The organism is Mycoplasmopsis agalactiae (genome assembly GCF_000089865.1).
GTDB lineage: Bacteria > Bacillota_I > Bacilli_A > Mycoplasmatales > Metamycoplasmataceae > Mycoplasmopsis > Mycoplasmopsis agalactiae_B.
The window spans coordinates 426,385-451,999 of the sequence record NC_013948.1 but is presented as its reverse complement, the minus strand read 5'-3'; the positions used below and the strand labels follow the sequence as shown (position 1 = coordinate 451,999).

Below are 25,615 nucleotides of genomic sequence, written 5' to 3'. Positions count from 1 at the left end.
GCATATCATTAGCCCGATAAAAGTATTATACAAATTTTAATTTATAATGCTTTTAGTAAAAATGAGTTTATTTAATTTCTCTTTTTTGATAGAAGGATGAAATTATTGAGTTGCAAGCAATAATATTCAAGAAGCTAGCTAAATGTAAAATCAAGTGCAATACCTAAAGGATAAAACTTTTTAAATTTTCCTAGGCGGCACTTGATTTTATAATGTAAATAACTCTCTCAATAAACTAAGTTTTTGTGTTTATTTCCTATGCCATAGCTTTTTTAAGTTCTACATTTTCATTTTTGCTATTAGCTTTGTCTTTTTCAGACTTAGCTGAGCTTGCAATAACATCATCTATAGCTTTTACAAATGGTCTAAATAAAATGAAGAATAGCATGTAAGGCGCAATTGGCAATATTACTAGTCCTAAAACAAATGCTGTAACAAATAATCTTGCATTTTCTTTAGTATCTGTAATTATTTTAAGATCAACCATATCTTTGTAGTATGGTAAAGGTTTTACTCTGTGTGATAAGTACATAAAATTTATACCTCTGTGCACTGCTTCGTTTGAAGTTGCAGCATAAACAACTTCATTTAATATTACAGTTGCAACAAAGATAGAAACCATAAACACTATGTGATATACATAAGTTCTTCAACTACGTAATGGTAACTTACCTTTAAGTATTAAATAACATCCTAATGAAAATGTTAGTGCAGATTGGAACATGTAGTAAACATTGTTAGGTGTATTATTTGAAAATACTACTGCTGGATAAACTAATAAAATTGCTCCAATTGTTAAACCTGAGATTCCAATAAATGGTAGCATTGATGCTTCTCATTTTTTATTTGGTATAAAGAAATAAAATGGTAATACTCAAAAGTACAATGAAACAATTTGCACTGGCACATATGCTAAATTATATTTTGCACCAATATGAACTTTCATTCATGCAATTTGACCAAATTGTCTGAAAATTAGTTCTGAAAGGAAAATAAATATCCACACAAATATTATTGCACCACGAACAACATTTCTACTTGCGCTTTGGAAGACAAATAATAAAAATATTGTCAGTGCAATGGCGGCACAAATGAACAAAATGTGATTTAGCCCAAAAATTTTAGGAACTTCAACAACTTGATTGTATCAGTCATTAAATTTTACTCACATTCTCCCCCCTCTATCTGACTTTAAATCTATATTTTAATTTTATACTATTTAAGCAAACAATACTATAAAATGGCATAAAAAAGCATTTTTTGAATACAAAAAACCCCACAATTTGGGGTTTATGATTACTTATGTTGTGAAACATTAATTCTATTAATTGCTTTTTTAAGTTTTATTTCAAAACGTGAAATAACTTCAGCATCACTGTTGCTACTTAAAATATTAATAGCTTTATCTCTGTCACTTTCAGCTTTTTTAAGATCAATATCACTATTAAGGATAATATCGTTTGTAATTATGTTGATGCTAGATTTATCAGCATATACTATGCCATCGCTAATTGAATACACTTTTTCTTTGTTATCTGGATAATCTTTTATGACTAATTTACAGATATCGATGGTTGTTAATAACTCACTTCTATTAGGTTGCAAAACTATTGATCCACCACTTTTAGTTTTAAGTTCAACACTTAAAACAGGACCATTGTAAAAAGTTCTAGCTTGAGTAACTATTTTTAAGTTTGAATAACTATGCATAAGTGTGTTAAGTTATTAAATACTTGCCTTATCATTATTTGCACTATTTTGGCTTAAATAGTTATCATAGTTTGCTTTAACTTCTTCAATTGAACCTACATATAGGAAAAATTCTTCAGGGCAGTGGTCATATTTACCGTCTAAAATTTCTTTAAAGCTTCTTACAGTATCATCTCTTTTAACATATTTGCCAGGTTTACCTGAGAATTTTTCAGCCACAAAAAATGGCTGACTTAAAAAGTTTCTGATTCTTCTTGCTCTTGCCACAACTTTTTTATCTTCTTCGCTTAATTCGCCTATACCTAAAATTGCAATTATGTCTTGTAATTCTTTAAATCTTTGCAATATAGAAACGACTCTTCTGGCTGTTTCATAGTGCTCTTGGCCAATTACGAGTGGATCAAGTAAACGCGAAGATGATTCAAGCGGATCTACTGCTGGATAAATACCTAAAGCCGCAATATTTCTGTCTAAAACAGTTTTAGCATCAAGGTGGTTAAAAGTAGTAGCAGGTGCTGGGTCAGTTAAGTCATCAGCAGGAACATATACAGCTTGCACTGAAGTAATTGATCCTTTGTTAGTAGAAGCAATTCTTTCTTGCAATTGCCCCATTTCAGTAGCTAACGTTGGCTGATATCCAACAGCACTAGGCATACGGCCAAGCAAGGCACTAACTTCTGAACCTGCTTGAGTAAATCTAAAGATATTGTCAATAAACAATAAAACATCTTGCTTTTCTTTATCTCTAAAATATTCAGCCATTGTTAGCCCTGTTAAAGCCACTCTCATTCTAGCTCCAGGAGGTTCATTCATTTGACCAAATACTAAGGCTGTTTTTTCTAAAACACCTGATGCAAGCATTTCGTTATATAAATCATTACCTTCTCTAGTTCTTTCGCCAACACCGGCAAAGACTGAAAGCCCACCGTGTTCTCTTGCAATATTATTAATTAACTCTTGCACTAAAACAGTTTTTCCAACACCAGCACCGCCGAAAAGACCTATTTTACCGCCTTTTACGTATGGAACTAAAAGATCAATAACCTTGATACCGGTTTCAAAAATTTCACTCTCAGTGCTTTGTTCTTCATATGAAGGCGCAGGAGCGTGAATTGGCATTTTTTCAGCATCAGGAGCATCTTTTAAATCAATTGGATTGCCTAGAACGTCAAACATTCTGCCTAAAACTTTATTGCCAACAGGCACACTAATTGGCGCACCAGTATCATAAACATCAATGCCACGTGGTAAGCCACTAGTTGAAACCATTGAAATTGCTCTAACAGTATCATCACCAACGTGTTGTGCTACTTCAAGAGTATAAGTATTATCATCATAGTTAATAATTAAAGCATTTAGCAAAGAAGGCAATTGACCTTTAGGAAAGCGCACGTCAACAACTGGGCCAACAATTTGTACAACCTTGCCCTTGTTGCCAATGTTATTATTTTCAGAGTTCTTTATTTTATCTTGTTTCATAAACTCTCCTTAATAAATTTTTCTTTTAGCCCTATAAAACAGGCTTATAGGAGCTAAACAGCATCAGCACCAGAAACAATTTCAATTATTTCATTAGTGATTTTTGCTTGACGCTTGCGTTTAAATTCCATATCTAATTCAGTTATTAAACTATCTGAATTTCTTGTGGCATTTTCCATTGCACTTCTGCGAGCTGAGTGCTCACTGATAAGCGAAGTTGCCATTGCTAAATGTAATTTAGAATCAACAAAAAGTGGGATAGCATCGGCTAGAACATCTTTAGCGCTTGGCTCAAATTCAAGCTTATAGTCAATTTCTTTACGATCAATATGTTCACGAATCATTTCTTCATTAAAAGGAAATACTTTTTCGCACAATTCTTCTTGAACTAAGTTGTTTATGAATTTAGTGTAAATAAAATTGATTGAACTAACTGTGCCATTTCTGTAGTATTTAAAGGCTCTTTTGATAATTTTTGAAACTAAAGTACTTGTTCTTTTGCTCATTGTTATGTCACTAAGATTAATTATTTGCTCATTATATTGGTGTCTTAATGCTCTAATGCCATATGAGCCAATAATTATTAAATAATCATCACTTGTTACTGTTTCTTTAACTAACTTAATAACATTAGCATTATAAGCTCCAGCAAGGCCTAGATTGCTTGTTACAATAATATAAAGTTTGCTTTTACTATTGTTTCTTGATTTCATTAACTCTTTTAAATCATCATGGCTAATGTTTTTAAAAATTTTGTTAAAAGTTTGATCAATGAGTAAATTATATTTTTCAACTTCATCAAAAGCAGTTTTTGCTTTTTTGAGTTTTGAATATGAAACTAGCTCCATTGCATGTGTTATTTTTCTGATTGATTGAACAGTTTTAATTCTGCTTTGTATGGATTGAATACTAGACATTATTTATCTCTAAATATTTTGCAGGCATAGGTAGCTCTGCTTCAGGTTTATAATCATGCAAGGATGCTATTATTTTATTAACTATTTTAACTAAATTAGTTGTAATTTCTTCTTTAATACTGCTATTTAAGGCATTATTATTTTGCTTAATTTTTTCACCAATTTTTATGCCTTCTAATTCTTTAGTCATAAATTTGATAACTTCATCTCTATATCTTCTTAATTGACTGGCAGGAAGTGGATTGATTATTTTTTCCTTAACACCTAGTAAAATAGCCGTTTGCGCCAATTGATTAATTGGATAATATTGCTCTTGCTTAAGCAATTCATAAACTTTATGACCATGTTTTAATATGGCAATAGTTGAATCATCTAGGTCAGAACCAAATTGGGCAAAAGCTTGCATTTCGTTGTATTGAGCAAGTTCAAGTTTAAGTGAACTTGATACTTCTTTCATGGCTTTAATCTGCGCACTTGAACCAACTCTAGAAACACTAAAACCAACGTCAACAGCAGGCCTTTGACCTGAGTGGAATAAATTTTCACGAGTAAAAATTTGACCGTCAGTAATTGAAATAACATTAGTTGGAATATAAGCAGAAATATCTCCTTGCTGTGTTTCAATAATTGGTAAAGCTGTAATAGAGCCGCCGCCATAAGAATAATTAACTTTAGCAGCTCTTTCTAATAATTGTGAGTGAAGATAGAAAACATCACCTGGGTAAGCTTCACGTCCGGGTGGACGTCTTAGTAAGAGTGATAGTGTTCTATAAGCAATAGCATGTTTTGATAAATCATCATAAATAATTAAGCAGTCTTTACCTTCAGACATTCACTCTTCAGCAATAGCAGTGCCTGAATAAGGAGCAATGTATTGTTGCGGTGCTAGTTCAGAAGCTCCAGAAACAATCACGGTCGTATATTCCATTGCACCTGAATCTTGTAATTTTTTAGCAATTTGTGCTACTGTAGAATTTTTTTGTCCAATAGCTACATAAATACACTTAACATTTTTATCTTTTTGGTTAATAATTGTGTCAATTGCAATTGATGTTTTGCCAGTTTGTCTATCGCCAATGATTAATTCTCTTTGACCTTTACCAATTGGAATCATTGAATCAATTGCAATAATGCCTGTCTCTAGCGGTTCATTAACTTCGACCCTGCTCATAACGCCAGGAGCAACTTTAAAAATTTCTCTTCTTTTAGTGCTATTAATTGGCCCTTTACCATCAATTGGATTGCCAATAGCATTAATAACTCTGCCAGTTAATTCATCACCAACAGGAACTGCAATAACTTCGCCAGTTCTTGTGCATAAATCACCTTCACTAAGCATATTAGCATCACCAAAAATAGCAACACCAACTACTTCTTCTTCTAAATTTAAAACTAAGCCAGTTATATTGTTTTTAAATTTAACTATTTCACCATTTTTAGCATTATCAAGGCCGTTAACTAAAGCAATTCCATCACCAATAGTTACAATATAACCGATTTCAGAATAGTCTATTTTTGAATCAAAACGTCTAATTCTATCTTTAATTATTGCGCTTATATCAGTACTTTTACTAGTCATTTAAGCCTCCATTTTTGTTGTTGATTAAAGATGAAATTTTTTCTAAGTCAGCTTTGGCATTTTGCTCAATTATGTCATTGCCTATCACTATTTTAAAGCCAAAAATTAAGCTTTTATCTATGAATGTAGTTAGCTTGATTTTTTTGTTATATTTGTTTTCTAATTTTTCAATAATTTTAATTTTTGTTTGATTATCTATTTCAAAAGCAGAAATTAATTTAGCTCTTAAGACATTAAGTTCGCTTTCAACAAGACGAATGTATATTGATAAAGCTTGAAGCAAAAGGGATGAATTATTTTTCGAGATCAAAAGCTTTAAAAAGTTAGCAAAAGTTTTTAAATTTTTATTCTCTTGCCCTAATTCATCAGCTATCTTGTATTTTTCCTCTAAGCCTATTTTAGTGCTATTAAAGAATGAAAACACTTCTTTGTCATTTGATAAAAGTTCATAAAATGAAAGAATATTTTCATAAGTGCTACTTACATGTTTTTCTTCTTTATGCAGGTCATATAATGCTAAAGCATAACCATCAGCATTAGCTTTAACAAACATGATTATTTATCCTTTAAAAAGTTTTTAATTACTTCGTCTTGTGACTCTTTTGTAACTTCTTTTTGCATAATTTTTTTAGAAATTTCAATAGCAGCTTTGGCTATATTAGATTTAGAATCATCGACCATTTTTTGTCTTTCTGATTCAATTTCCATATGAGCTTTTTCAATAATTCTCTTTGATTCATTTCTGGCTTTGTGTGTATATTCATCAATAACACTTTCGCCATGAATTTTGGCATTTTTAATTAATTCATCTGCTTCAGAATAAGCTTCAGCAAGCCTTTTGTTAGCTTCGTTTAATTTTTGCTTAGAAATATCATTAGTTAATTTTGCTTCATCAATATTTTTTTGTATATAGTCTTGTCTTGCTTTCATTGCCTTTTTTATAGGCTTATGAAGCAAAAATCATAAAATTAAAACTACTAAAATAAATGCAATTAAAGTGGCTAAAAACATTGGCCAGGTTGGGAAAAGTGTTTTAAACTTATCCTTTAGCTCATCTTTTATTCCGCCGCTTTGTGCACTTAAAAGCATATTAGCTTTTAATGAAAAATTGTAAAATAAGTTCATATTTTAATTGAATGCAAACATTAATAGAATTGATATAACTAATGCATAAATAGCAGCAGATTCAGCAACTGCTTGACCAACAAGCATCATTGTTCTAATTTTGCTTGCTGCTTCAGGATTTCTACCAACTGCTTCAGCAGCTTTACCAGCTGCAAGTCCTTGACCAAGACCAACTCCAAGGCCTGAGATCATACTAATACCAATGCCAATAGCGATTAATCCTTTTTCCATAATAACTCCTTAATAGATATTTTGAGCAACTTTAAGTTGCTTAACTTTAATTTGATTTGATGAAACATTGCTTTTTTCATCAATTTTCACACTTTTTTCTTCTACTTCTGCTTCTTGCGCTCACCATATTGTGGTCAGCGAACAGAATACTAATGCTTGAATGAAGGCACTAAATACATCAAAATAAAGGTGTAAAACAGGTGTAAAAATCACTGCTAAAAGTGGTAATGGCGGTGAGCTAGGAATCATTTTTGTTCAAATATAACCAAAAAGTGAATAGATCATAACCATAATGATGCTTCCGCCAATAATGTTTCCAAAAATACGGAAACTAATTGAAATTAATGGTGAGAACTGGCCGATTACTTCAATTGGATTTTTATATTTAGCAAAAAATCTTCACTTTTGGTAAATTAAACCGGTTACATAAATACCTAATCACGACATTAGTCCAAATGTTAGTGCTATAGAATAAGAAGTAGTAACTGGTTCTAAGCCAATTAGCCCTAATAAGTTACCAATAATTAAAAAGGTAGCTAATCCAAAAACATAAAATCTGGCTTTAGGAATCCTTTTGTCAGTATTATCATCAAAAGCATTATCAATGTAATTGACATAGCCTTCCATCACTAAAATAATTCCGCTAGGTGCTTTATCTTCTTTTGCGTATTTTTTAATTTTAATAAATACATATAAAGAAAAAACTAAGCAAATTAGCACAACAGTAATTAATGACAAAAGCTGCTTTTGATTTCAGTCTGCATAGCCGCCATTAATTCAATTTTGAAATATATTAGATTCAGCTTCATTTTTGACTGTAGTCATCTATGCCTCCTTTCTTTCTTTATTTATAAAACATAATAATAAACTCATTTTTAAAGTTGTTAGGCCAAAAATGTAAGATATTAAATTTATTGGATAAAAAGCAATTTTAAAGCTGTTTTTTGTGTAAATATTATTCATATTTTTGACACTTAGCTTGTTGATAAAAACTAAAATTACTGTTAAGCCGGCTATAAAAATTAATGAAATAATAAAACTTAATACGCTTAAGCTAGCTGCCTGGCTTTTATTTTTGCCAATAATTAAATAACTAAAAGATTCTTTGATTCAAAAAGTTAAAAATGATGCGGATGCGCCTATTGCATAGCCCAATAGTAATGACAGTTTGACAAATTTATAAAAATAGGCAAACACTGCAGAGAAATATAAAAAAATAATAAAAAAGGTTATAGCAACTTTTTTGCTATCTTCATATTGCATCCAATCTCCTAATGTTATATAAATAACATTTAAATTATAGTACTTATTAAAAGCAAAAGATAATTTTGATAGATACTTCTTTTTATTTCCTTATTTAAAGTTTAAATTTTTACATATTTGCATTGCAAATATGGTTTTTCAATGTTTAAACGTTTGCTCTTTTTATTTTAAAATTATTAATGAATTAAGTTAAGAGGTGGCAATGAGCAAAAAATTCCTTTTTCAGGATTTAGAAGAGTTAATGAATTATTCAAATAATTATAAAGGTTCTGATCCGTTAATTAAACTTCCTAATATCATTATTCAAAATTTAAATAATTCAATTGCTTTAAATAAGTATGAAACTGAAATGATTAGATTTTTGGCGACTAACTATAGTAAGAAAAGTCAAAAATTTCCAATTAAGTACTTAGTAAATATTGAGGATGAAATAGTTAAAGAGCATTTTTTGGCATTATTAATTCTTTACTTTTACTCGCAAAAAAATAATAATTTTGTAATTTTAAGTAAGAAGGAAAATATTCAAGAGTTTAAAAACTTGTTTGTTAATAATGATTCAAAATCATACTTATTTGCCTATAAAATACAATTTATGGGCAAATTAGTAGATATAAAAGAAGTTAATGAAATAGTTTCAAATAAAAATAAAGAATCAATCAATTTATACTTTAGCACACATAGTGAATTTTTAAGTAAATATAGTTCAAACAGTATAGATAGTGATTTTTTAATAATTGATGATGAATCAGTTATTGAAAATTTTGATAAATTAAAAAACTATAATTCTGTTCATATTTTTAGTGAGTTTGATTTTAGCCAATCAGCCTATAACACAGGCATATTGGATAATTTTATCTATAATTATGATAAAAAGAAAATTCAGTCAATTATTAAAAATAATTTGAGTAGTTCAAAAAAATGTTCTCTAAAAGAAGGTTTCAGACAAAGTGATTTTTTTAAAAATGGCTTCATATTTTTAAATAAAAAAGAAAAATTAGATAAAAACATAAAAGTTTTTCCAAGCCAAGATGGAAAATATATGCATCACAGCCTTAATGAAATAAGCAAAGACTTTTTGTATTCAAAAACATTAGAACTTAAGAATATTGATATTTCACTTATTTCTAAATATGTAGATAATTATCGTGAATTTAAGTTAGAAAATTTAAAAAACAAATTCAATAAAATGGACAATGTTTTAGATCTGTTTACTACTAGTGGCTATTTTGGCGACAATACAGTTGAAGTTTGTTTTAATAATGAAAACGATTATGATGAATCATTAAATTATTCAATCAATACTGCACTAAGTAATATAGCTAGCTATATTCATAATTTTGATCCAGTCTTTACCGGTTCAAAACAATTTTATGCTCATAATTTATCAAATATTTTTGATATTGAAAATACTTGTTGTGATGAATCGTCCTATAAAATAGATTTATCTGACCAAAAATGATTTGTAAGCACTTGCGATTCATTTACATATCAGCAACACTTATTTATAAACTATTTTAAGAATCAAATTGTTGATCAGCTAAATCAAAAAAGCATTAAATTTTGACTCATAAAAAATAACATACAAAATGAAGCACTCATTTATACATTTGATAATGCAACTGAAATAGTTCCTGACTTTTACTTATTTATTGAAAAAAATGATAGAAAATACCAGGTCTTAATTGAAACTAAGGAAAACTCAAAGTGAATGTCAGACTACTGACATGAAAACTTTTTTGCAGAGCTAAATACTTTTCCAGCATTTAACGAAAAAGATGACACTTATAAAATTTATGCATTGCCGCTTGCAAATTTTGATATTAATGAAAATGAGTTTACAAAAGTATTTAGTAATTTTATTAAAGAGATATAGAAACTAAAAAGCCTATAAAACAGGCTAATTCATCAAAATAACAACAAATAAATTCTTAATTTTAACTGTAAAATTTAAAAAATGTGCTTAATTGTTAGGCACTATTTTTTTACATAAACAGTTAAATGTCACTATCTAGATGGTAGTGTTTTTTTATAAATTAAATAGAAAAACAACTATGTGTAATTTTGATCAAATATACAAAACTGCAATTCATGTTTATTTATTAATGCTTAGTTATTTTTTACATCTGTTATTTCCCAATATATCTATGTAAAAGCTTTATTGGCAATGTATAATAAAGCAGTTTTAAATAAAACAAGGGGATGAACATTTATGAAATTAAAACTATTACTAAATTTAGGAACTGCTCTAACAGCTACATTCTCAATTCCATTTGTGGCTGCAAAATGCAGTGAAGATGACAAAAAGGAAAAAGTTACAAAACCTAATAATGAACCTACAAAACCAGTAGATAACTCTAAAACTAATGATAATTCAAATGAAATGGTAGGGGAAACTAATTTAAGTAATTCTATAAATTCTAGTAATTCATCCACACAAAATCATTTTGGAGCAGAAACAAATGCAAAAGAATCACCTGCTCCAAGTGATTTAGATAGTGAAAATCCTGCTACACCTATTTCAAATGAAAAAGGAATAAAAGAATCGTCAGAAGGTTCTAAAAACGAAGGAGATAAGGTTATAGCAGGAAAAGAAGCAACCTATAAAGACATTGATTTTGATATTTCTAAAATTAAAATTACAATTAATAAAAAAGATATAAAAGATGAAGATTTAATTTCGTCTAAAAAAGGTAGTAATAAACAACTTTTCTTTAATACCTATAACTATAAAACAAATGTAAGAGGAAAATTTGAAAAAGGTCAAAAGCCATGAGATGGAATTGCAATTGGTTCTGTTACAGGATTGCCAAAAGACTATTCAATTTCCAATGCTGACAGTCCATTGTACACAAGCAAAAGAGGTAAAAAAGGAACAGCTAATCCTAACGGATTTGTTAATGTTGAAAAAGATGGAGGCAATTTAAAAATCAAATTTAGATTCTTTAAATTTAATAAGGGCAGCAATCCTACAGTTTCAACACAAGTCTATGAAGCTATTATTTCTTAATAGAAAAAATCTTGCTGCGCGCAAGATTTTTAAATTTTTTTACACCCTTTATTTGTTCTAAATTAATGTTAATAATTTTTTCTAAGTCTAAATAATTATGTTGTTGGTAGTAAGGTGTGAATCACTAAAATTGTCAGTAAATTTAATATTCAACAGCTTAAACTTATGTAAATTAAGTATGAAGGAAGTGGAAAAATAGCAAACAGCTATATTGAATTTACATAAGTTTGGTTGTTTTATCGAGGAGTTCAAAAGTTCAATAAAAATTATTAACAGTTAATTTTTGAGCCATAAAATATTGTTTTATGACTCGGCAACATTTTAAAGTATGTTTTTAATACTTAAGATATTATTAATAAAAAAGATGGAAAACGGTATGGATATTTTCACATGAAGATAGCTAGCTTATAGATTTAGATATAATGTTGTTATAAATATTTTATATTTATAAGGAAGTGAAGTGTAATGAAAACTAAGAAAATATTAACTATAATTGGGGGGGGGTTAGCTAGCGCTGGTTTCCTTCCTTTAGTATCTGTGTCCTGCTTTGATACAAATAAATCAAAAGATGAAAATAGTACTACAGTTGAAAAATCACTATCAAAAATCTTCAATGGCACATCTTCAATCTCAATTAGTGCTAAGGATGAAAAATCAGTACTTGAAGCACTAAAATCAGGCAATAATTCTTTAAAAATTGATGACTTAAGAATTACCATTGATGAAAAAGAAAATAAAATCACAATTGAGCCTAAAGATGGCACAAGTAGTTACAGCGACAAAGTTGTCATTCCTTTTGTAGTTAAACCTCAAGACAGCCATGCTCCAGTTCAACCAGAACCAGGACAAAAGGAAGAGGAAGATGATGAAGTTGAAAATACAATGGATCTTTTAGAAGCATTAAAGGAAGCTGAAGATGAACGTAAACTAAACACTCCAATCGAAGAAGCTAATTATAAAGAGTGAGCAAGGCAAGACGCATTCAGACGTAAACGTAACAAGGAATTTAAGGAACGCAAGCTTGGGTACGAATTTTTCGAATTCTTAAGTCCTAATTGAGCTCATAATGAAGAACACGAAAAACAATGAGCTGAATGAGAAAAAATTGTTAACACTCCTTTAGAAGAAAAAGCTTACCAAAAATGACTTTTAGATCAATGATACAAGCAAAGAGCTGAGAAAGATTTCAAGGAAACACCTATTTCAGGTGAATACTTAGACTTTATTAGTCCGCTCAATGCTGCTGATATAAGAGCTGAAATTGAAGCAGAATTTAAGGATCCTGAATTTAAAAAGCTTGATGGAGAAGCCGCAACAGAACGTATAACAAATGCCCCAGTGGAGGAAGAATTTTATAGAGCATGACAAGGAGCTGAAGAAGAAAGAATATACTGAACTAAGTTAGAAGAAGAATTCTATGACGAAAAGGAAGCTGAGATTCTTGCTGACAAAGAAATGGCAACTAACACCATAAAAGAAAAAGAATTCTTTGATGAAAAACTTGCTGAGATTGATGCTGAAAAAGAAATGATGATTAATACAGTAATAGAAACCGAAAACTATGAAGACTGGTTAAATTTCCCTAAAACATTAGAAGAAGCAATTATTGAAGAATATCACAATTCACCATATGAAAAAGCATATTTTGATTCAGAACTTGAAAGATTAACCAATACACCAGTTGAATACGAAGATTATGAAGACTGGTTGGAATTTCCTAAAGCGTTTGCTGAAGCAAATGCAGAATACGAAAAATTTGCTAAATCTGATGAGACTAAGAAATGAGAAAAGGCTGAAAAAGCTGCTGAATTTAAAAAGAAATATGATGTTGATCTTGAAAAATTAGAAAAAAACAGTGAATCAGTGCTTGATAACTCTGCTGCCGCTAACGGAATCTCTAAGTGAGAAGGCGTAAGTGATGAATCAAGAAGACATGTGACTGATATTTCTGATTCGATCATAAGCAATTCAGATTGATCAAGAGAACAAGATGGTAATGATGAAAACTAATTGTTCAATAACAATTTCAAGCATAAAAACACCAAGATTACCTTGGTGTTTTGTTTATTGTATAAGTCTATAAAATAGCCAAATCCATATTTTATATCTTGCTATTTTGTTTATTTTTGTTTAGAATTTTATCTTCTATTTTGCCTACAGCAATATTAGTTACTATTGCAACTAATATTCCAACTACTGGAGCAATTATATATTTTATTCAAAATGGCATTTGTGCTAAACACAATCATATAATTAATGAAAATATTATTCCAAAAGGAATTGAAAAATTAAAGCTTCTAATATTTAAAAGATTTGTTAACACAAAAACAATATTAATTACTATTGATAAAGTCAAAATTAAAACAGGACTAAGTATTATTCATAAAGTCTTTGTTATTTTAACATTACCAAATTCAGGTGCAACTAGTATCCATACAACTGACATAGGTATAATTATAAAAAGTGCAACAAACAAAACAGTTAGTAGTGGGCTATATGAAATAACTCTACTATCTTTAGTTGGTTTTTTCGACTTATTCATAATTGTTTCTTAATTTCTTAAGCAATTTTATAAAGTCATTTATAGAAACTGTTGTAGTCTCTTCCTTTCCATATTCACGATATGAAACTGTATTTGAGTTCATTTCGTTTGAACCCAAGATAAGCTGGAATTTTGACTTAGAAACTTGCGCATTTCTAATCTTTTTATTCAATCTTTCATCTGAATCATCAATTTTTACTCTAAAGTCACTATTTAAAAGCTTTTTAGCAACTTTCTTAGCATAGCTTAAGTTTTCTGATAAATTAACAGGAATTATTGTTACTTGCTTAGGAGCAATTCAAAATGGTAAGTTACCTTTTGTTTGCTCTAACAATATTGCAACAAATCTTTCATATGTGCCAATAAGGCCTCTATGAATCATAATTGGTCTTACTTCTTTATTATTTTTATCAATGTAACTTAAGTCAAATTTTTCAGGTTGTAAAAAGTCCAATTGTATAGTAGATACAGTAATTTCATGACCCAAAGCTGTATCGATTTGAATATCAATTTTAGGTCCATAAAATGCTGCTTCGCCTTCAACTTTTTTGTACTTTACTTTCATATCGTTCAAAGCTTTTTCTAACATTGACTCAGCTTTATTTCAAATTGAATCGTTATTAAAATACTTGTCTTTGTTATTTGAATCTCTTAATGAAAGTGAAATATAGCTAATTTCTATGTTAAAAATAGATAATATTTCTTTTATTTGCTTGTACATTCTTTTAACTTCAGAAGCAATTTGGTCATATCTAACAAACAAGTGACCTTCAGTTAAAAGCATACCCCTAACTCTTTCTAAGCCAGTAAGAGCACCCGACTTTTCATAACGATACAACTGAGACTGTTCGCTATATCTTATTGGCAAGTCTCTGTATGAGTGTTTTTCAGTGTTATAAACAATTATGTGATGTGGACAAGTCATTGGTCTAGGAATTAAGGTTTCATTTTCCACCAATAAAGGTTTAAACATATCATCTTTATAATGCGCTAAATGACCACTAGTTTTATAAAGTAATTCAGCACCAAAATGTGGAGTTAAAACTTCAGTAAAGCCATATTTTTTGTCTAATTTAAGCACTAAATTTTTTATTTCATTATGAATATACATTCCATTTTCTAATCAAATAGGAAAACCTTGACCAGCTAAAGGACTAAAAGTAAAGATTTTCATATCTTTACCAATCTTACGATGGTCTCTTTCTTTTCTATCAGCTAAAAGTGCTAAATATTTATCTAATTCATCTTTTGATTCTCATGAAGTGCCATAAATTCTAGTTAGTTGCTTGTTTTTATTATCACCTCTTCAGTAGGCTCCGGCTATGCTTAGTAATTTAAAGTTCTTAATATTTTTTGTGCTTTCAATATGATTACCAGCACATAAGTCCTTAAATACTATTTCTTTATTAAGAGGATCTTGCAATGCATAAAAAGTTATCTCTTTGCCTTGAGACTTTAATTCGTCATATAACTCTTTTTTATAGGGTTTATTGGCAAAATCATATTCATCTTCACTAATTTTAATAGTTACTAAATTTCTGCTTGCTAACTTCTTCATTAGCTTTTCAATTTTGCCTAATTCATTTTCACTTAGCGCTTCAGCAAAATCAAAGTCATAATAGAATCCTTCATCGGTAGCAGGCCCAAAACCTAATTTAACATTAGGATATAATATTTGAACTGCAGCTCCCAAAAGGTGGCTAGTTGTGTGATTTAATGGTTTATTAGCTTCAATTTTCATAATTCCTCTATTTGAATCCAAATTTTGAAAGTATTTTTTTTGTTATAGGTGCACAAATTTCTTTTGCTTTTTGTGCTCCTGTTTTTGTGACTGAATCGACTATTTTATAAGCCTCTTCGTATTTTGCTTGAATTTTTATTAATTCATTTTTTACAACAGTTGCTACTGCAGTTTTAAATTCAGCATAATTCGAATCTTTAAACTTAGTTTCAGCTTCAATAAGTGAAATATTAGTTAAAGCTGCATAAATATTTAATAAGTTCAATATTCCAGGCTTATCATTAGAAATATAAACCTTATTTTCTGAATCGGTCACTGACTTCATAATTTTTTTATAAGCTACTTCAGGATCATCATTTAAGTAAATTGTGCCTTTTGATGTTTTTTCGCTTTTTGACATCTTAGCAGTAGGATCTGATAATGATTTAATTCTAGCGCCTTCTTTAGGAATAATTCCAGTTGGAATTTTAAGGTCTAATTGATACTTTTTATTTATTCTTTCAGCTAGCATTCTAGTTAATTCTAAATGCTGAACTTGATCATCACCAATAGGTACAAAGTCAGCATCATAAATTAAAATATCAGAAGCCATTAAGACAGGATACATAAACAAGCCTACTGGTATTTTTTCAGTGCCATTAGCTTGCTTAAGTGCACTTTGACTTTTATCCTTATACTGAGTCATTCTACTTAATTCACCCATTGTTGTTTCACAAGTTAAAAGCCATTGAACTAATGTATGTTCATATATGTCTGATTGATAAAAAATTGTGCACTTATTAGGATCTAGACCACAAGCTAAATATGTTGCAACTATTTCTTTTCTTCTTTTTTCTAATTCTTTAGCATCATTATCACCCATTGTTAGCGAGTGTAAGTCTGCTACAAAATAATATGCTTCATATTCATCTTGCAATTTGACAAAATTTTTAATTGCACCAATATAATTTCCTAGAGTAAGATCACCTGTTGGCTTAATTCCGCTTATTAATCTCTTAATCATAATAATGATCCTTAAAATATTTAAATAATAATATTATAGCAATGTTTAATTTGCTGTAGTTTATTTAGATTATAAATTCTATTTATTAAAAAAATAAATATAGTTATAATAGTTCGCATGCAAAATAAAACTACGAACAAAAATGTAAGATGATGATTGCTTGGTTTTGGACTGTTTGTGATATTAACAACCCTTTTCTATTCCTTCTCTTATGTGATTTGATATGATGCAAAAGATGAATTAAATAAAACTGGTGCACCAACACAGTTTGCAGTTTTTAAAGGCTGAGGTTCATTTTTATACTATACATACTTATCAAACTTTTTACTAGGTTTTGCCCTAATTATAGCCAGCGTTCTATGAACTAATATGTATGCTAAAAAAGCATTATTTATTTCTGTTGTTTCAATAACTATGACTTTTGTTGTCTATTGAGCATTGCTATCGTACCAAAAGTCAACATGGACTAGTCCATTAAATGCTACCCGCTCATTGATTACACATGCAATAAATCCTATCTTAGGTTTTGTGGCTTTGTCTTTAATCAAAAAAGAAATTATTGTAACTAAAATTACATTTACAATTCCAGTGCTTATTTCAACTGTATACACAGTTTTTGCAATGATATTATTCTTTGCTACCTTTGACAAGATAATTGCAGGCAGAGGTGCAGTTGTATATGGATTTTTAGACTTCAAAAACCCTTATTTTTATAAAGGCAATAATACAGGAGTAATAGTTGTTCTGGACTTCCTTCTTTATGCTGTTTCAATAATAACTCCATTATTATTCGGAATTATGTGGAAGTTTATTTATAAAATTAAGTATCAAAAATCTACACCTAAAAAAACCAAAGTGGTTGCTGAAAACAATAATTAGTCATAGCGATATTGCTATGATTTTTATTTATTCTGGCATAAATACAGCTTCTGCATTACATTATTTTTGCTAATTATGCGTATAGCATACTTTCTTCAAAAATGTTTAGGTAGTTTAAAAAAATACAAATGTCATATAAAAACGACATTTGATTTTAAATAAAATTCCTTAAAAATGCATTGTGTTAATTAGAGAATCTGTATATTCAATTTTTTTGTAAACCTATTAATTTATAAATTTAGGTGCCAATTTATTTTCTTCATTTGCAAAACCAGAATTTGTAGAGAAATGGTTGTGATTTTCAACTGATTTTACATTTCAATTTGAAATATCTTGATTAAATTTTCTTGCACCAAAAAACATAAATTTCATATCCTTTACTTTTGAAACGTCTCAGTTAAGACTTTTATTTGCGTTGTTAAATGCCTTAGCATCAGTAAACATACTTTGCATATTTGTTACATTTGATGTCTTTCAGTCACTTAGATTTCTATCAAATTTTGATGCATCATTAAACATTGAGCTCATTGTTTCTACATTTGATGTGTCTCATTTTGAGATATTACCATTAAAATTTTTAGCACCTCAAAACACACCAGACATATCAGTAACATTTTTAGTATCTCAATTTTCAATTCCTATTATATTATCGCTTAAGTTGTCTTTAAAAGCATTTTTTAAGCTATTTATATATCCTGGTAGTGTAGGAACTTTGTTTACGTTTTGCGATATTTGTTCAATTTGAATATCAAAATCCTTGTTTACAAATCATCCAATTACCTTTAATTCTGTTTTATTTTCATTATATTTTGGTTCTACTGCATAGCCTCAATATGAAGTTAATTTTTCTCGAATTAATTCTCATTCATTATCAAATTTGACTGTTTTATAGCTTAGTTCATCAAGTATATTTTGTTTTTCTAATAGAAGATTATTTAAATTTTGCAATGACATCAATTGTGATTTTGAAACTAAGTTAGAAACATTATTTAATTTATTTTCTATTTCTGTATGAACTTTATTGTTTGTTTTTGTTGGCAATTCTTTTAATTTAGCTTTATACCTATATGCCTCTGCAAGTTTATATCTTTTTTCATCTTTTACTAGTTTGTCTTTATGTTCTTCAATTTTGCTAAGTTTTGCAGCATAAAAATTATTATTTTTCTGCTGAGAATTTATTTTTGCATTAAGTTCATTATTCTTTTTTTCAATTTCTTTTATTTCATTCAAAATAATGTTACTTATTTCTAATACTGACATTTACATTTTGCAAATTTAGCGGTCATTTTGATTTTTCATTTTCTATTAAAGTTCTTTTATTTCAGTCATCATATCCCGTTTTATCACCTTGGAATTTTTCTAACCTAGTAATGTTAATATCTCATTTTGATAGATCTTGGTTAAATGATTTAGCTCCATATAGTACTCTACTAAATCTAGCAACATTGCTTACATCTCAATTACTAATATCTTGATTGAATTTTTCAGCTCTTGAAAATGTGCGATACAAATATTTTAAGCTTTTAGTTTGTCATTTACTTATATCCTGATTAAATGACTTGGCGCCATTAAACATATCATGCATATTTGTAACACTTGAAACATCCCATTTTGAAATGTTGCCATCAAATAATTGTGCATTACTAAATAAGCCTTTTGTATTCATTATATTTTTTGTGTTCCAAGATTCAATGCCTTCTATTTTTGCATTGGTATTACCACTAAAAACTTCAATTAATGCCGTGATTTCTTCTGGTAGTACTGATGGAACTTTGTTGACATTTTTAGGTAACTTGACCATCTGAATGTAATTATATTTAACCCCGTGTTTGGTTAGGTAATTGTTTCATTCATCATCATAAAATCCAATTTGTGTGATTTCCTTTACATTTTCAAATTGTTTAAGCTTGCTTAAATCTTTTTCTAGCGTATCTTTAATTTCACCAGTTTCTGGATCTTTATATTTAGTTGCTTGCTGACCATAAGCAACCTTACCTGCTTCGAGTAATAAGTCATTGTCATTAACTTTTAAAGCTAACTTTTGAGTTAATTTCGCTTCAATATCTTTAGAAAATCTTTTCTTTAAATCATTTTGATTTGCTAATGATATTTTCAAATCTTTGTTACTATTAAGTAATTTGATTAGTCTATTTAAGACTATTTCATAACTTTGAGCACTATCTAATTTATCTTTGAAATTTTCATTTCAAACTTTTAAAACAGCAATCTCGTTTGATTTATTTTTGTCCTGATTTAATTTTTCAGGATTTTTCTTTTCATTATTATTCGTCTGGTTTTGAGTGTTATTGCATGAAGCCGCAATAACAGGGAGCGAAATTAAAAGCCCCCCCCTAATAAAGAAAATTTCTTTTTCATTAATACCTCTATTTTTTGATTAATTAGTTAGTAGATATTTTATTGTTAACATAATTGACATTTAAAATAATTGATTATTGTGGAAGAATTTAATAACATTTATGAAAAAGATTTTAATATAAAAAATATTTTGATAGTATAAGACCATAAAACCTATAAAACAGGGATATTTGACTAAATAATTTGAAAATTTATAATTAATAATGAGCAGTATTTCTCTGGTTTAATTTTCAAAACAATATATGTTTTTAATACAAAAGAACTGTTGGTTCATTCTACTGTTTTTTCATTTCACTAGTTAATTAATTTTTATAGATTTTTGGAAAATTTATCAATTTAAAAATAACTAAAAGTTTCCCAAAAAATTAACTATACAAGATTTTTTCGATGAGCTCCATACTTTTTTTGGGGGCTCAGTTTCATATCAAATGTCATTTTTATATGGCATTTGTATTTTTTTATATTGCTTAAATATTTTCATTGCATCACGATAGGTTTTAGTCTCTAAAATTTTTGAGTCAGCAAATTTATTCTTGATTCTGTTTCCGATTATAAGAGTTAACATATTCAAAAACTCATCACTATAAACACTGTAGTCATAATGTTGTCTAACAGTTTCTAACTCCAATGTATTTTTATAAAAATCGTTAAAAAGCTCTATTTCTCATCTTTGCTTGTATAAATTCAATGCAACTCCACAAGTGATATCTTGATCTGATACATATACAATTGTTCCGAATTTGTGCTTAATTTTTTCATATCTTTCAATTGAAAATTTTTTACTTTACATAAAGTCTTGTTCTTCTTTTGATGCTCGCTTTAAATTTCTAAAAGCATAGTAATAAAGACCATTGTGAAATACCTTCTTACATCAGGTTGGTCCATCTTTGCTGTTTATTTTATATTTCATATTGTATGCATCAATTTTTTTAAGAGTTTTAATGATCTTTTAAGATGATGTATAAAACCTACATTAGATATTAGCGCACTGCTATTTATGCATTTATCGCCTATAATTATTCCTTTGTTTATACTTTGATGTATTTACCTATTCTATACTAATATTTGTCCTATAGAAACATTTCCATAAAAATTATTTGCTACATTACATGTTTTTTGGAAATTCTTAAAATTAACACTTGCAATAATATAATGAAACTAATATAGTCATAATTTTGAGGAGCAGTATGAAAAAGATAATGACCTTATTAGGGGGGGGGGCTTTAATTTCGCTTTCTCTTATTTCTGTTAAGTGTAACGAAGATTCGTTAATAAAAGAAGCTAAAAATTTAATAATAGAAGATCCTTTTTCAGGGAATAACAGAACTATAACTGATAAAAGTACAAAATCAGAATTAAAAAAGACAAATTTAGAAAATATTAAGTCTGCATTTTATACAAAGTTTCCTAAATTTGATAGTTTAGACGCAAAAGTTGTGTTTGATACTTTCATTTCGCTAAATCAAAAATCATAGATGATTTAAAAATAAACTTAGATGATTTGGAATATTCATTGCAAAACGATTCATTTACAGTTGCGGCCAAGCCTATTAGCAAATCACTATTTGGACAATTTAGTTTTAAAGTGCATAAAAAAACAGATATTGGTGATATAAAATGGCACTTTGTAAATTACTGATATAGCTTTGATGAAATAAATGAGACAATTTTAAAAGACACATTTATTACCAAAAACAAGGAAAAACTAAGAGAATTAAAAATAAATTCTTCTGATTTAGATTGCTCAATTGATAATGATAACAATAAGTTTACAGTAAATGTAATGCCTTCCAACAAAGATTTCAAAGGTTCAGTTAGTTTTTATTTTTATGTTAAGAATGACCTTAAAACCATTAAAGATAAACTCATCCTCAATTTACCTAAATTCGATACTTTGTCACATCCAAAAGACTATTATGCTTTCGAAACTTTTATTGAAAAAAATAGTAGTAAACTATCACAGTTGGGTTTGGATAAATGAGATCTGAAATGATCATTAGAAAATAATTTGCTTACTATAAAAGCCAGAGAAGATTCTAATCGCTGAAAAGGCGAATTTAGTTTTGAAGTTTATACAAAAAGCAATATAAAGTCAATAAATTGAGAATTTCCAGATTCATCTACATATAGATTTGAAAGTTTAAACGAAAAGGAATTAGCCGAAACCTTTATTAAAAGCAATAGCAAAAAATTAGATGAATTAAAACTTAATGCTTCAGACTTAATTTTTACATTAGAAGGTAATATTTTTACTGTTAAAGTCAATTCAACAAATGATGAATTCACTGGAGAAGTAGAATTTAGAGTTGATGAAAAATATAATCTTGAATCTATTCTAGATAGACTTAATACTGACATGCCTAAGTTTAAAATATTAGACAAGGATGAAATATTTGCAACTTTTTATCGTTTGAATGAAGATGAATTAGAAAGAGCCAACATAAGCTCTAATATCTTAGAATATTCATTAGATGGTGATGTATTTACTATAAAAGTAAAAGGAAATTCACGATTATGAAAAGGTGAAATAAGTTTCAATGTTTCTAAAAAATCTGACATAAAAACCATCATAAACAAATTCGAAACTAATTTAGGAAAATTTAGTGAGTTAGATGCACGACATATATTTGAAACATTTTATAGAACTAATGCAAATGTACTAGAGGAATTGTATATATTAGAAAGTGATTTGACATACACATTAGTTGAGGATAATTTTACTGCGAAAATTAATGATACAAATAAACTTTGATTTGGTGAAATTAGTTTTAAAGTATATAAAAAAGAAGATATAACTACTTACTTAGATAAATTTGTGCTCAATTTACCTAAATTTGATGATTTTAGTGATAACGTTATTATAAAAGAATTTTTAAACATAAACAAAGAAATAGCTAAAGAATTAAATCTTGATGAAAGTCATATTAAATTAACAACTGACATAAATGATGATTATAAAAAAACTTTAGAAATTGAACACCCAGATTACATAGGCTCAATTAAAACAAATGTTTACGGTAAAAGAAATGTTAATTCAGATCTAAAGGAATTAATTAATGTTTTTGAATTGAAGCCAGATGACAAATTTGATATAGATTTTGCATACAAGAATTTTATAGAGCAAAATAAAAATGCTATTGAAAAATTAGGAATAAAAGAAGAGCAACTTTCAAAAGAATTAGATAACAAAAAACTTATTATTAAAGTAATAAATCATTATGAATACACAGGTTCACTTAAGATAAAATTCTTTTACAACATTTTTGAAAAATATATAAAAAATAGAACTCTTGACATTGGAACGCTATTTAATGACACTAAACAAGAAATTGCAGATAAACTTTGAGCAACAAATAACTACTTCTTCCAAAAACTCGGAGTGCAGAAAGATGATTTATCAGTTATTAATGTTTGAAGAAAAAGTAATAGTGCTACAATTCTAGTTGAAACAAACAAAGTTCAAGGAATTATGTATGTTAAGTATGATCTTGATGACATAGACAGATATAGCACATTTCCTAATAACCAACTTAAATCTAACTTAGGCCAAATTATTATCGATAACAACTTTTTAGACAAAAGTACAATATCATCATTAATTTTTAATACACTTTTGGGCTCACATCCTTCGGATTCTGGTATACATTCAATTCATCCGACTATTTATTTGCCTGAAGGCAAAAAACAGTTACCGTTAAAAAGTATCAAAGATGTAAGCATATCTCCTGGTGGTTTTTTTGCACACAATAAAATATCATATGACATTATTGTTTTAGAGAATAATATTTAAACGCATAAATAATGGTGTAGGCAAAACTATCTTGTAATCTTTGCTTTTAATTACAATATATATGGAAATGAAGCGCCTATAGGAAATGCCATTAAATGTTCAGTAATTAATGTAATGAATAAAAATCTTTTTGAAAGTTTATTTGAAATAGACAATAAATGAAATGATGTTGAATTGAATGCCAAAATTTATAAAGATGTAATAACTAAGTTATACTACACGCTTAATTCTAATAAAGTTAAATTTTATCAAGTAAAAGGTTTTGGCAAATATAAAACTGAATTTATAAAAGAAAAAAGATTGATAATGAAATTAAAACTGTTGCAATAAGCTTTATAAAAACATATTATGAATTACTTAAGATTTCTTTATGCAAAATAAATGAAGAATTATCCAAACTGCCAAGTGAATACAGTATTCTTAGGAAACACTTTGTGAACTTAGCGAGGCACAAAGAAAAAGAAAATATAGCACATACTAGCCAGATTAATTCTACTGAACATAATGAAAAAATAGAAGAAATTAATCCCTTAGAAGATGATGAAGGCTTAATACTCTAAGATACTTCATTAAAACAAATAAAACAATTATAAATTCTTAAAGTAAAAAGCGCCTTTTTTGAGTATCGGAAAAATAATACCAATTTTTGGAAGTTCTAACAAGAGAATGACTAAAAGAGTAAAAAAAAATAAAGAAAAGATACTTTTGAGTACTCAAAAGTGCGGAATTTTGTGTTGATGTTAATTTTTATTGCATTTGCTTAGCACATTTAAAGCCAGAAATTCCTTTATAAATTCTTGGGTGTGAATTTATAAAATCTGCTATTGGTTTTAGATCTTGACCAACATATCTATCTATAGATTTTCCTTTTGGAACGTATCTTCTTAATAGTCTATGAGCATTTTCGATACTACCTTTTTCTGATGATGAATAAGGGTGGCAATGAAAAATTTCTCTGATATATTCTATCTCTGGAAGTTTGTAATTTTCACTTCCGTTATCAATAGTTAATGTGTCAATAATAAGATTATTGTTCTTAATCAATTTCTCTAAATTTTCTTTTATTGCTTTTGCATTTCTTCTAGATAGAGTGCAATAAAACATTCTAGATTTTCTGTTGATTAATGTAAGAATGCAATAATTATCAGATCTTAAACCAATTACAGTGTCCATTTCATAATCGTTGTCATTTAATCTTAAATTAACTGATTCTGGACGTTCAGTAATAAGTTTGCCTATTGTCTTTTTCTTGGTTTCGTGCTTTACAGTTGTGCGGCTTCCATATTTGCCATTTGATTTATATGGAAGAATATCTAATTTTAGACCAAAAGTACTATGTTTAGCCAATATACGGTAAAAGTTTTGAACTGATGGAATATATGAATTCTGAAGTTTTCCTTGTGCTTCTAGTTTTCTTATGTATTTAAAAATAATGCTAGCAACAGACTGTTTAACGGCTTTATTTTCCAAGTTAAAACTATTTCTATTCTTTAAATAAAAGTATAGTAACTGCTCGTAAAACTTAAAAAAGTCAATGTGCTTCATCAGCAATTTAGGATTGTTTTCTAATCTTTTTGAATCGTTCCTTGTTTCAATTAAGTTTAAAAATTTGAGAGCACTAATTACATATATCGTTTTGCCTTTTAAATCCATACCACACAATTTACATTTCTTTTGGTATTTAGCATAACCACGCTTTGTCTCAATTTTAATTCTGTCAAATAAGTTATAAATTGATCTTGATTTAAACCCTACGATGTTAGAAACAGTTTTCATATCATAGCCTGCAATTAGTCTTTCAAGAATTTCTTTAAGTCTTAATGGGCTAATGTTATTTTTATTGGTTTTGAGATTTGACTTAGTTAGTATTTCATCTCAATGTGTTTCATCAATCACATAATGTACATAATTAAACTTGTACTTGCTGTGCAAATTTAGTTTTTTTTAAACAAGCATATGTCAGTTGAATAACT

At 28.3% G+C, this 25,615-nt stretch carries 23 protein-coding genes and 1 pseudogene; 8 read left to right on the top strand and 16 right to left on the bottom strand.

Annotated elements, in window-relative coordinates:
* Positions 1-256: 256 nt before the first annotated feature.
* The 9 genes from MAGA_RS01960 to MAGA_RS01920 form a co-directional block, all read right to left on the bottom strand.
* Positions 257-1,171: a hypothetical protein gene (locus tag MAGA_RS01960; RefSeq protein WP_013022015.1), complete on the bottom strand. Its 915-nt coding sequence runs from the start codon at positions 1,169-1,171 to the stop codon at positions 257-259.
* Between the two features lie 125 nt (positions 1,172-1,296).
* Positions 1,297-1,710 carry a F0F1 ATP synthase subunit epsilon gene (locus tag MAGA_RS01955; RefSeq protein ID WP_013022014.1) on the bottom strand — a complete coding sequence of 138 codons (414 nt, stop codon included), beginning with the start codon at positions 1,708-1,710 and terminating at the stop codon, positions 1,297-1,299.
* Positions 1,711-1,725: 15 nt separating this feature from the next.
* Complete coding sequence (gene atpD, locus MAGA_RS01950; protein WP_013022013.1) at positions 1,726-3,189, bottom strand: F0F1 ATP synthase subunit beta; 1,464 nt, start codon at positions 3,187-3,189, stop codon at positions 1,726-1,728.
* Between the two features lie 53 nt (positions 3,190-3,242).
* Complete coding sequence (atpG, locus tag MAGA_RS01945) at positions 3,243-4,106, bottom strand: ATP synthase F1 subunit gamma (protein ID WP_013022012.1); 864 nt, start codon at positions 4,104-4,106, stop codon at positions 3,243-3,245.
* Positions 4,099-5,685: a F0F1 ATP synthase subunit alpha gene (atpA, locus tag MAGA_RS01940; RefSeq protein ID WP_013022011.1), complete on the bottom strand. Its 1,587-nt coding sequence runs from the start codon at positions 5,683-5,685 to the stop codon at positions 4,099-4,101. Before atpA ends, atpG begins: the two co-directional genes overlap by 8 nt.
* On the bottom strand, positions 5,678-6,238 hold the full coding sequence (gene atpH / locus MAGA_RS01935) for an ATP synthase F1 subunit delta (protein WP_013022010.1): 561 nt from the start codon (positions 6,236-6,238) through the stop codon (positions 5,678-5,680). The genes atpA and atpH overlap by 8 nt, the downstream gene beginning before the upstream one ends.
* Positions 6,239-6,240: 2 nt before the next feature.
* Positions 6,241-6,810 carry a F0F1 ATP synthase subunit B gene (atpF, locus tag MAGA_RS01930; RefSeq protein WP_013022009.1) on the bottom strand — a complete coding sequence of 190 codons (570 nt, stop codon included), beginning with the start codon at positions 6,808-6,810 and terminating at the stop codon, positions 6,241-6,243.
* A 3-nt stretch (positions 6,811-6,813) separates the two neighbouring features.
* The gene (gene atpE, locus MAGA_RS01925) at positions 6,814-7,041 is read right to left on the bottom strand and encodes an ATP synthase F0 subunit C (protein WP_004024493.1); all 228 of its coding nucleotides are present in this window, start codon (positions 7,039-7,041) and stop codon (positions 6,814-6,816) included.
* Between the two features lie 9 nt (positions 7,042-7,050).
* Positions 7,051-7,866, bottom strand: coding sequence for a F0F1 ATP synthase subunit A (locus tag MAGA_RS01920; RefSeq protein WP_011949524.1), 816 nt, complete (start codon positions 7,864-7,866; stop codon positions 7,051-7,053).
* A gap of 640 nt (positions 7,867-8,506) precedes the next feature.
* Here MAGA_RS01920 and MAGA_RS01910 point away from each other — a divergent pair.
* From MAGA_RS01910 to MAGA_RS01900, 3 genes are all read left to right on the top strand, one after another.
* Positions 8,507-10,177 carry a hypothetical protein gene (locus MAGA_RS01910; RefSeq protein ID WP_013022007.1) on the top strand — a complete coding sequence of 557 codons (1,671 nt, stop codon included), beginning with the start codon at positions 8,507-8,509 and terminating at the stop codon, positions 10,175-10,177.
* A gap of 336 nt (positions 10,178-10,513) precedes the next feature.
* Positions 10,514-11,311 (top strand): variable surface lipoprotein, encoded by a 798-nt coding sequence (locus MAGA_RS01905; protein WP_013022006.1) that lies wholly within the window; start codon positions 10,514-10,516, stop codon positions 11,309-11,311.
* 465 nt (positions 11,312-11,776) lie between these two features.
* Positions 11,777-13,321 (top strand): hypothetical protein, encoded by a 1,545-nt coding sequence (locus MAGA_RS01900; RefSeq protein WP_013022005.1) that lies wholly within the window; start codon positions 11,777-11,779, stop codon positions 13,319-13,321.
* 91 nt (positions 13,322-13,412) lie between these two features.
* Here the strand turns inward: MAGA_RS01900 and MAGA_RS04420 are convergent, their stop codons facing one another.
* Genes MAGA_RS04420 through trpS form a run of 3 tightly spaced genes read right to left on the bottom strand, consistent with a single transcriptional unit; the run spans position 13,413 to position 16,597 of the window.
* Positions 13,413-13,853: an MAG3450 family membrane protein gene (locus MAGA_RS04420; RefSeq protein WP_013022004.1), complete on the bottom strand. Its 441-nt coding sequence runs from the start codon at positions 13,851-13,853 to the stop codon at positions 13,413-13,415.
* Positions 13,846-15,594: a threonine--tRNA ligase gene (thrS, locus tag MAGA_RS01890; RefSeq protein ID WP_013022003.1), complete on the bottom strand. Its 1,749-nt coding sequence runs from the start codon at positions 15,592-15,594 to the stop codon at positions 13,846-13,848. Before thrS ends, MAGA_RS04420 begins: the two co-directional genes overlap by 8 nt.
* A gap of 7 nt (positions 15,595-15,601) precedes the next feature.
* Positions 15,602-16,597, bottom strand: coding sequence for a tryptophan--tRNA ligase (trpS, locus tag MAGA_RS01885; RefSeq protein ID WP_013022002.1), 996 nt, complete (start codon positions 16,595-16,597; stop codon positions 15,602-15,604).
* Positions 16,598-16,714: 117 nt separating this feature from the next.
* On the opposite strand from trpS, the gene MAGA_RS01880 reads away from it, so the two are divergent.
* Entirely contained in the window at positions 16,715-17,476 is a 762-nt protein-coding gene (locus tag MAGA_RS01880) for an MAGa3780 family membrane protein (RefSeq protein WP_013022001.1), read from the top strand.
* Between the two features lie 225 nt (positions 17,477-17,701).
* On the opposite strand, the gene MAGA_RS01875 is transcribed toward MAGA_RS01880, so the two are convergent.
* From MAGA_RS01875 to MAGA_RS04915, 3 genes and pseudogenes are all read right to left on the bottom strand, one after another.
* A complete protein-coding gene (locus MAGA_RS01875; RefSeq protein WP_013022000.1) occupies positions 17,702-18,736 on the bottom strand; it encodes a BspA family leucine-rich repeat surface protein in 1,035 nt (344 codons plus the stop codon).
* Positions 18,714-19,592 carry a BspA family leucine-rich repeat surface protein gene (locus MAGA_RS01870; protein ID WP_235619431.1) on the bottom strand — a complete coding sequence of 293 codons (879 nt, stop codon included), beginning with the start codon at positions 19,590-19,592 and terminating at the stop codon, positions 18,714-18,716. The genes MAGA_RS01875 and MAGA_RS01870 overlap by 23 nt, the downstream gene beginning before the upstream one ends.
* Before the next feature lie 625 nt (positions 19,593-20,217).
* Positions 20,218-20,884 (bottom strand): annotated as a pseudogene (locus tag MAGA_RS04915) (transposase); the annotation flags it as partial.
* A 155-nt stretch (positions 20,885-21,039) separates the two neighbouring features.
* Between MAGA_RS04915 and MAGA_RS01860 the strand changes: the two are divergent.
* The 4 genes from MAGA_RS01860 (at position 21,040) to MAGA_RS04870 (ending at position 24,202) form a co-directional block, all read left to right on the top strand.
* Positions 21,040-21,327 carry a hypothetical protein gene (locus MAGA_RS01860; RefSeq protein WP_013021998.1) on the top strand — a complete coding sequence of 96 codons (288 nt, stop codon included), beginning with the start codon at positions 21,040-21,042 and terminating at the stop codon, positions 21,325-21,327.
* Positions 21,328-21,353: 26 nt separating this feature from the next.
* Complete coding sequence (locus tag MAGA_RS01855; protein ID WP_013021997.1) at positions 21,354-23,642, top strand: hypothetical protein; 2,289 nt, start codon at positions 21,354-21,356, stop codon at positions 23,640-23,642.
* A gap of 114 nt (positions 23,643-23,756) precedes the next feature.
* Positions 23,757-23,972, top strand: a complete 216-nt coding sequence (locus MAGA_RS01850; RefSeq protein ID WP_013021996.1) for a hypothetical protein — start codon at positions 23,757-23,759, stop codon at positions 23,970-23,972.
* A 104-nt stretch (positions 23,973-24,076) separates the two neighbouring features.
* Positions 24,077-24,202 carry a hypothetical protein gene (locus MAGA_RS04870; RefSeq protein ID WP_268741576.1) on the top strand — a complete coding sequence of 42 codons (126 nt, stop codon included), beginning with the start codon at positions 24,077-24,079 and terminating at the stop codon, positions 24,200-24,202.
* Positions 24,203-24,389: 187 nt separating this feature from the next.
* Here MAGA_RS04870 and MAGA_RS01845 read toward each other — a convergent pair whose 3' ends face one another.
* Positions 24,390-25,418 carry an IS30 family transposase gene (locus MAGA_RS01845; RefSeq protein WP_013021693.1) on the bottom strand — a complete coding sequence of 343 codons (1,029 nt, stop codon included), beginning with the start codon at positions 25,416-25,418 and terminating at the stop codon, positions 24,390-24,392.
* Between the last annotated feature and the right edge of the window lie 197 nt (positions 25,419-25,615).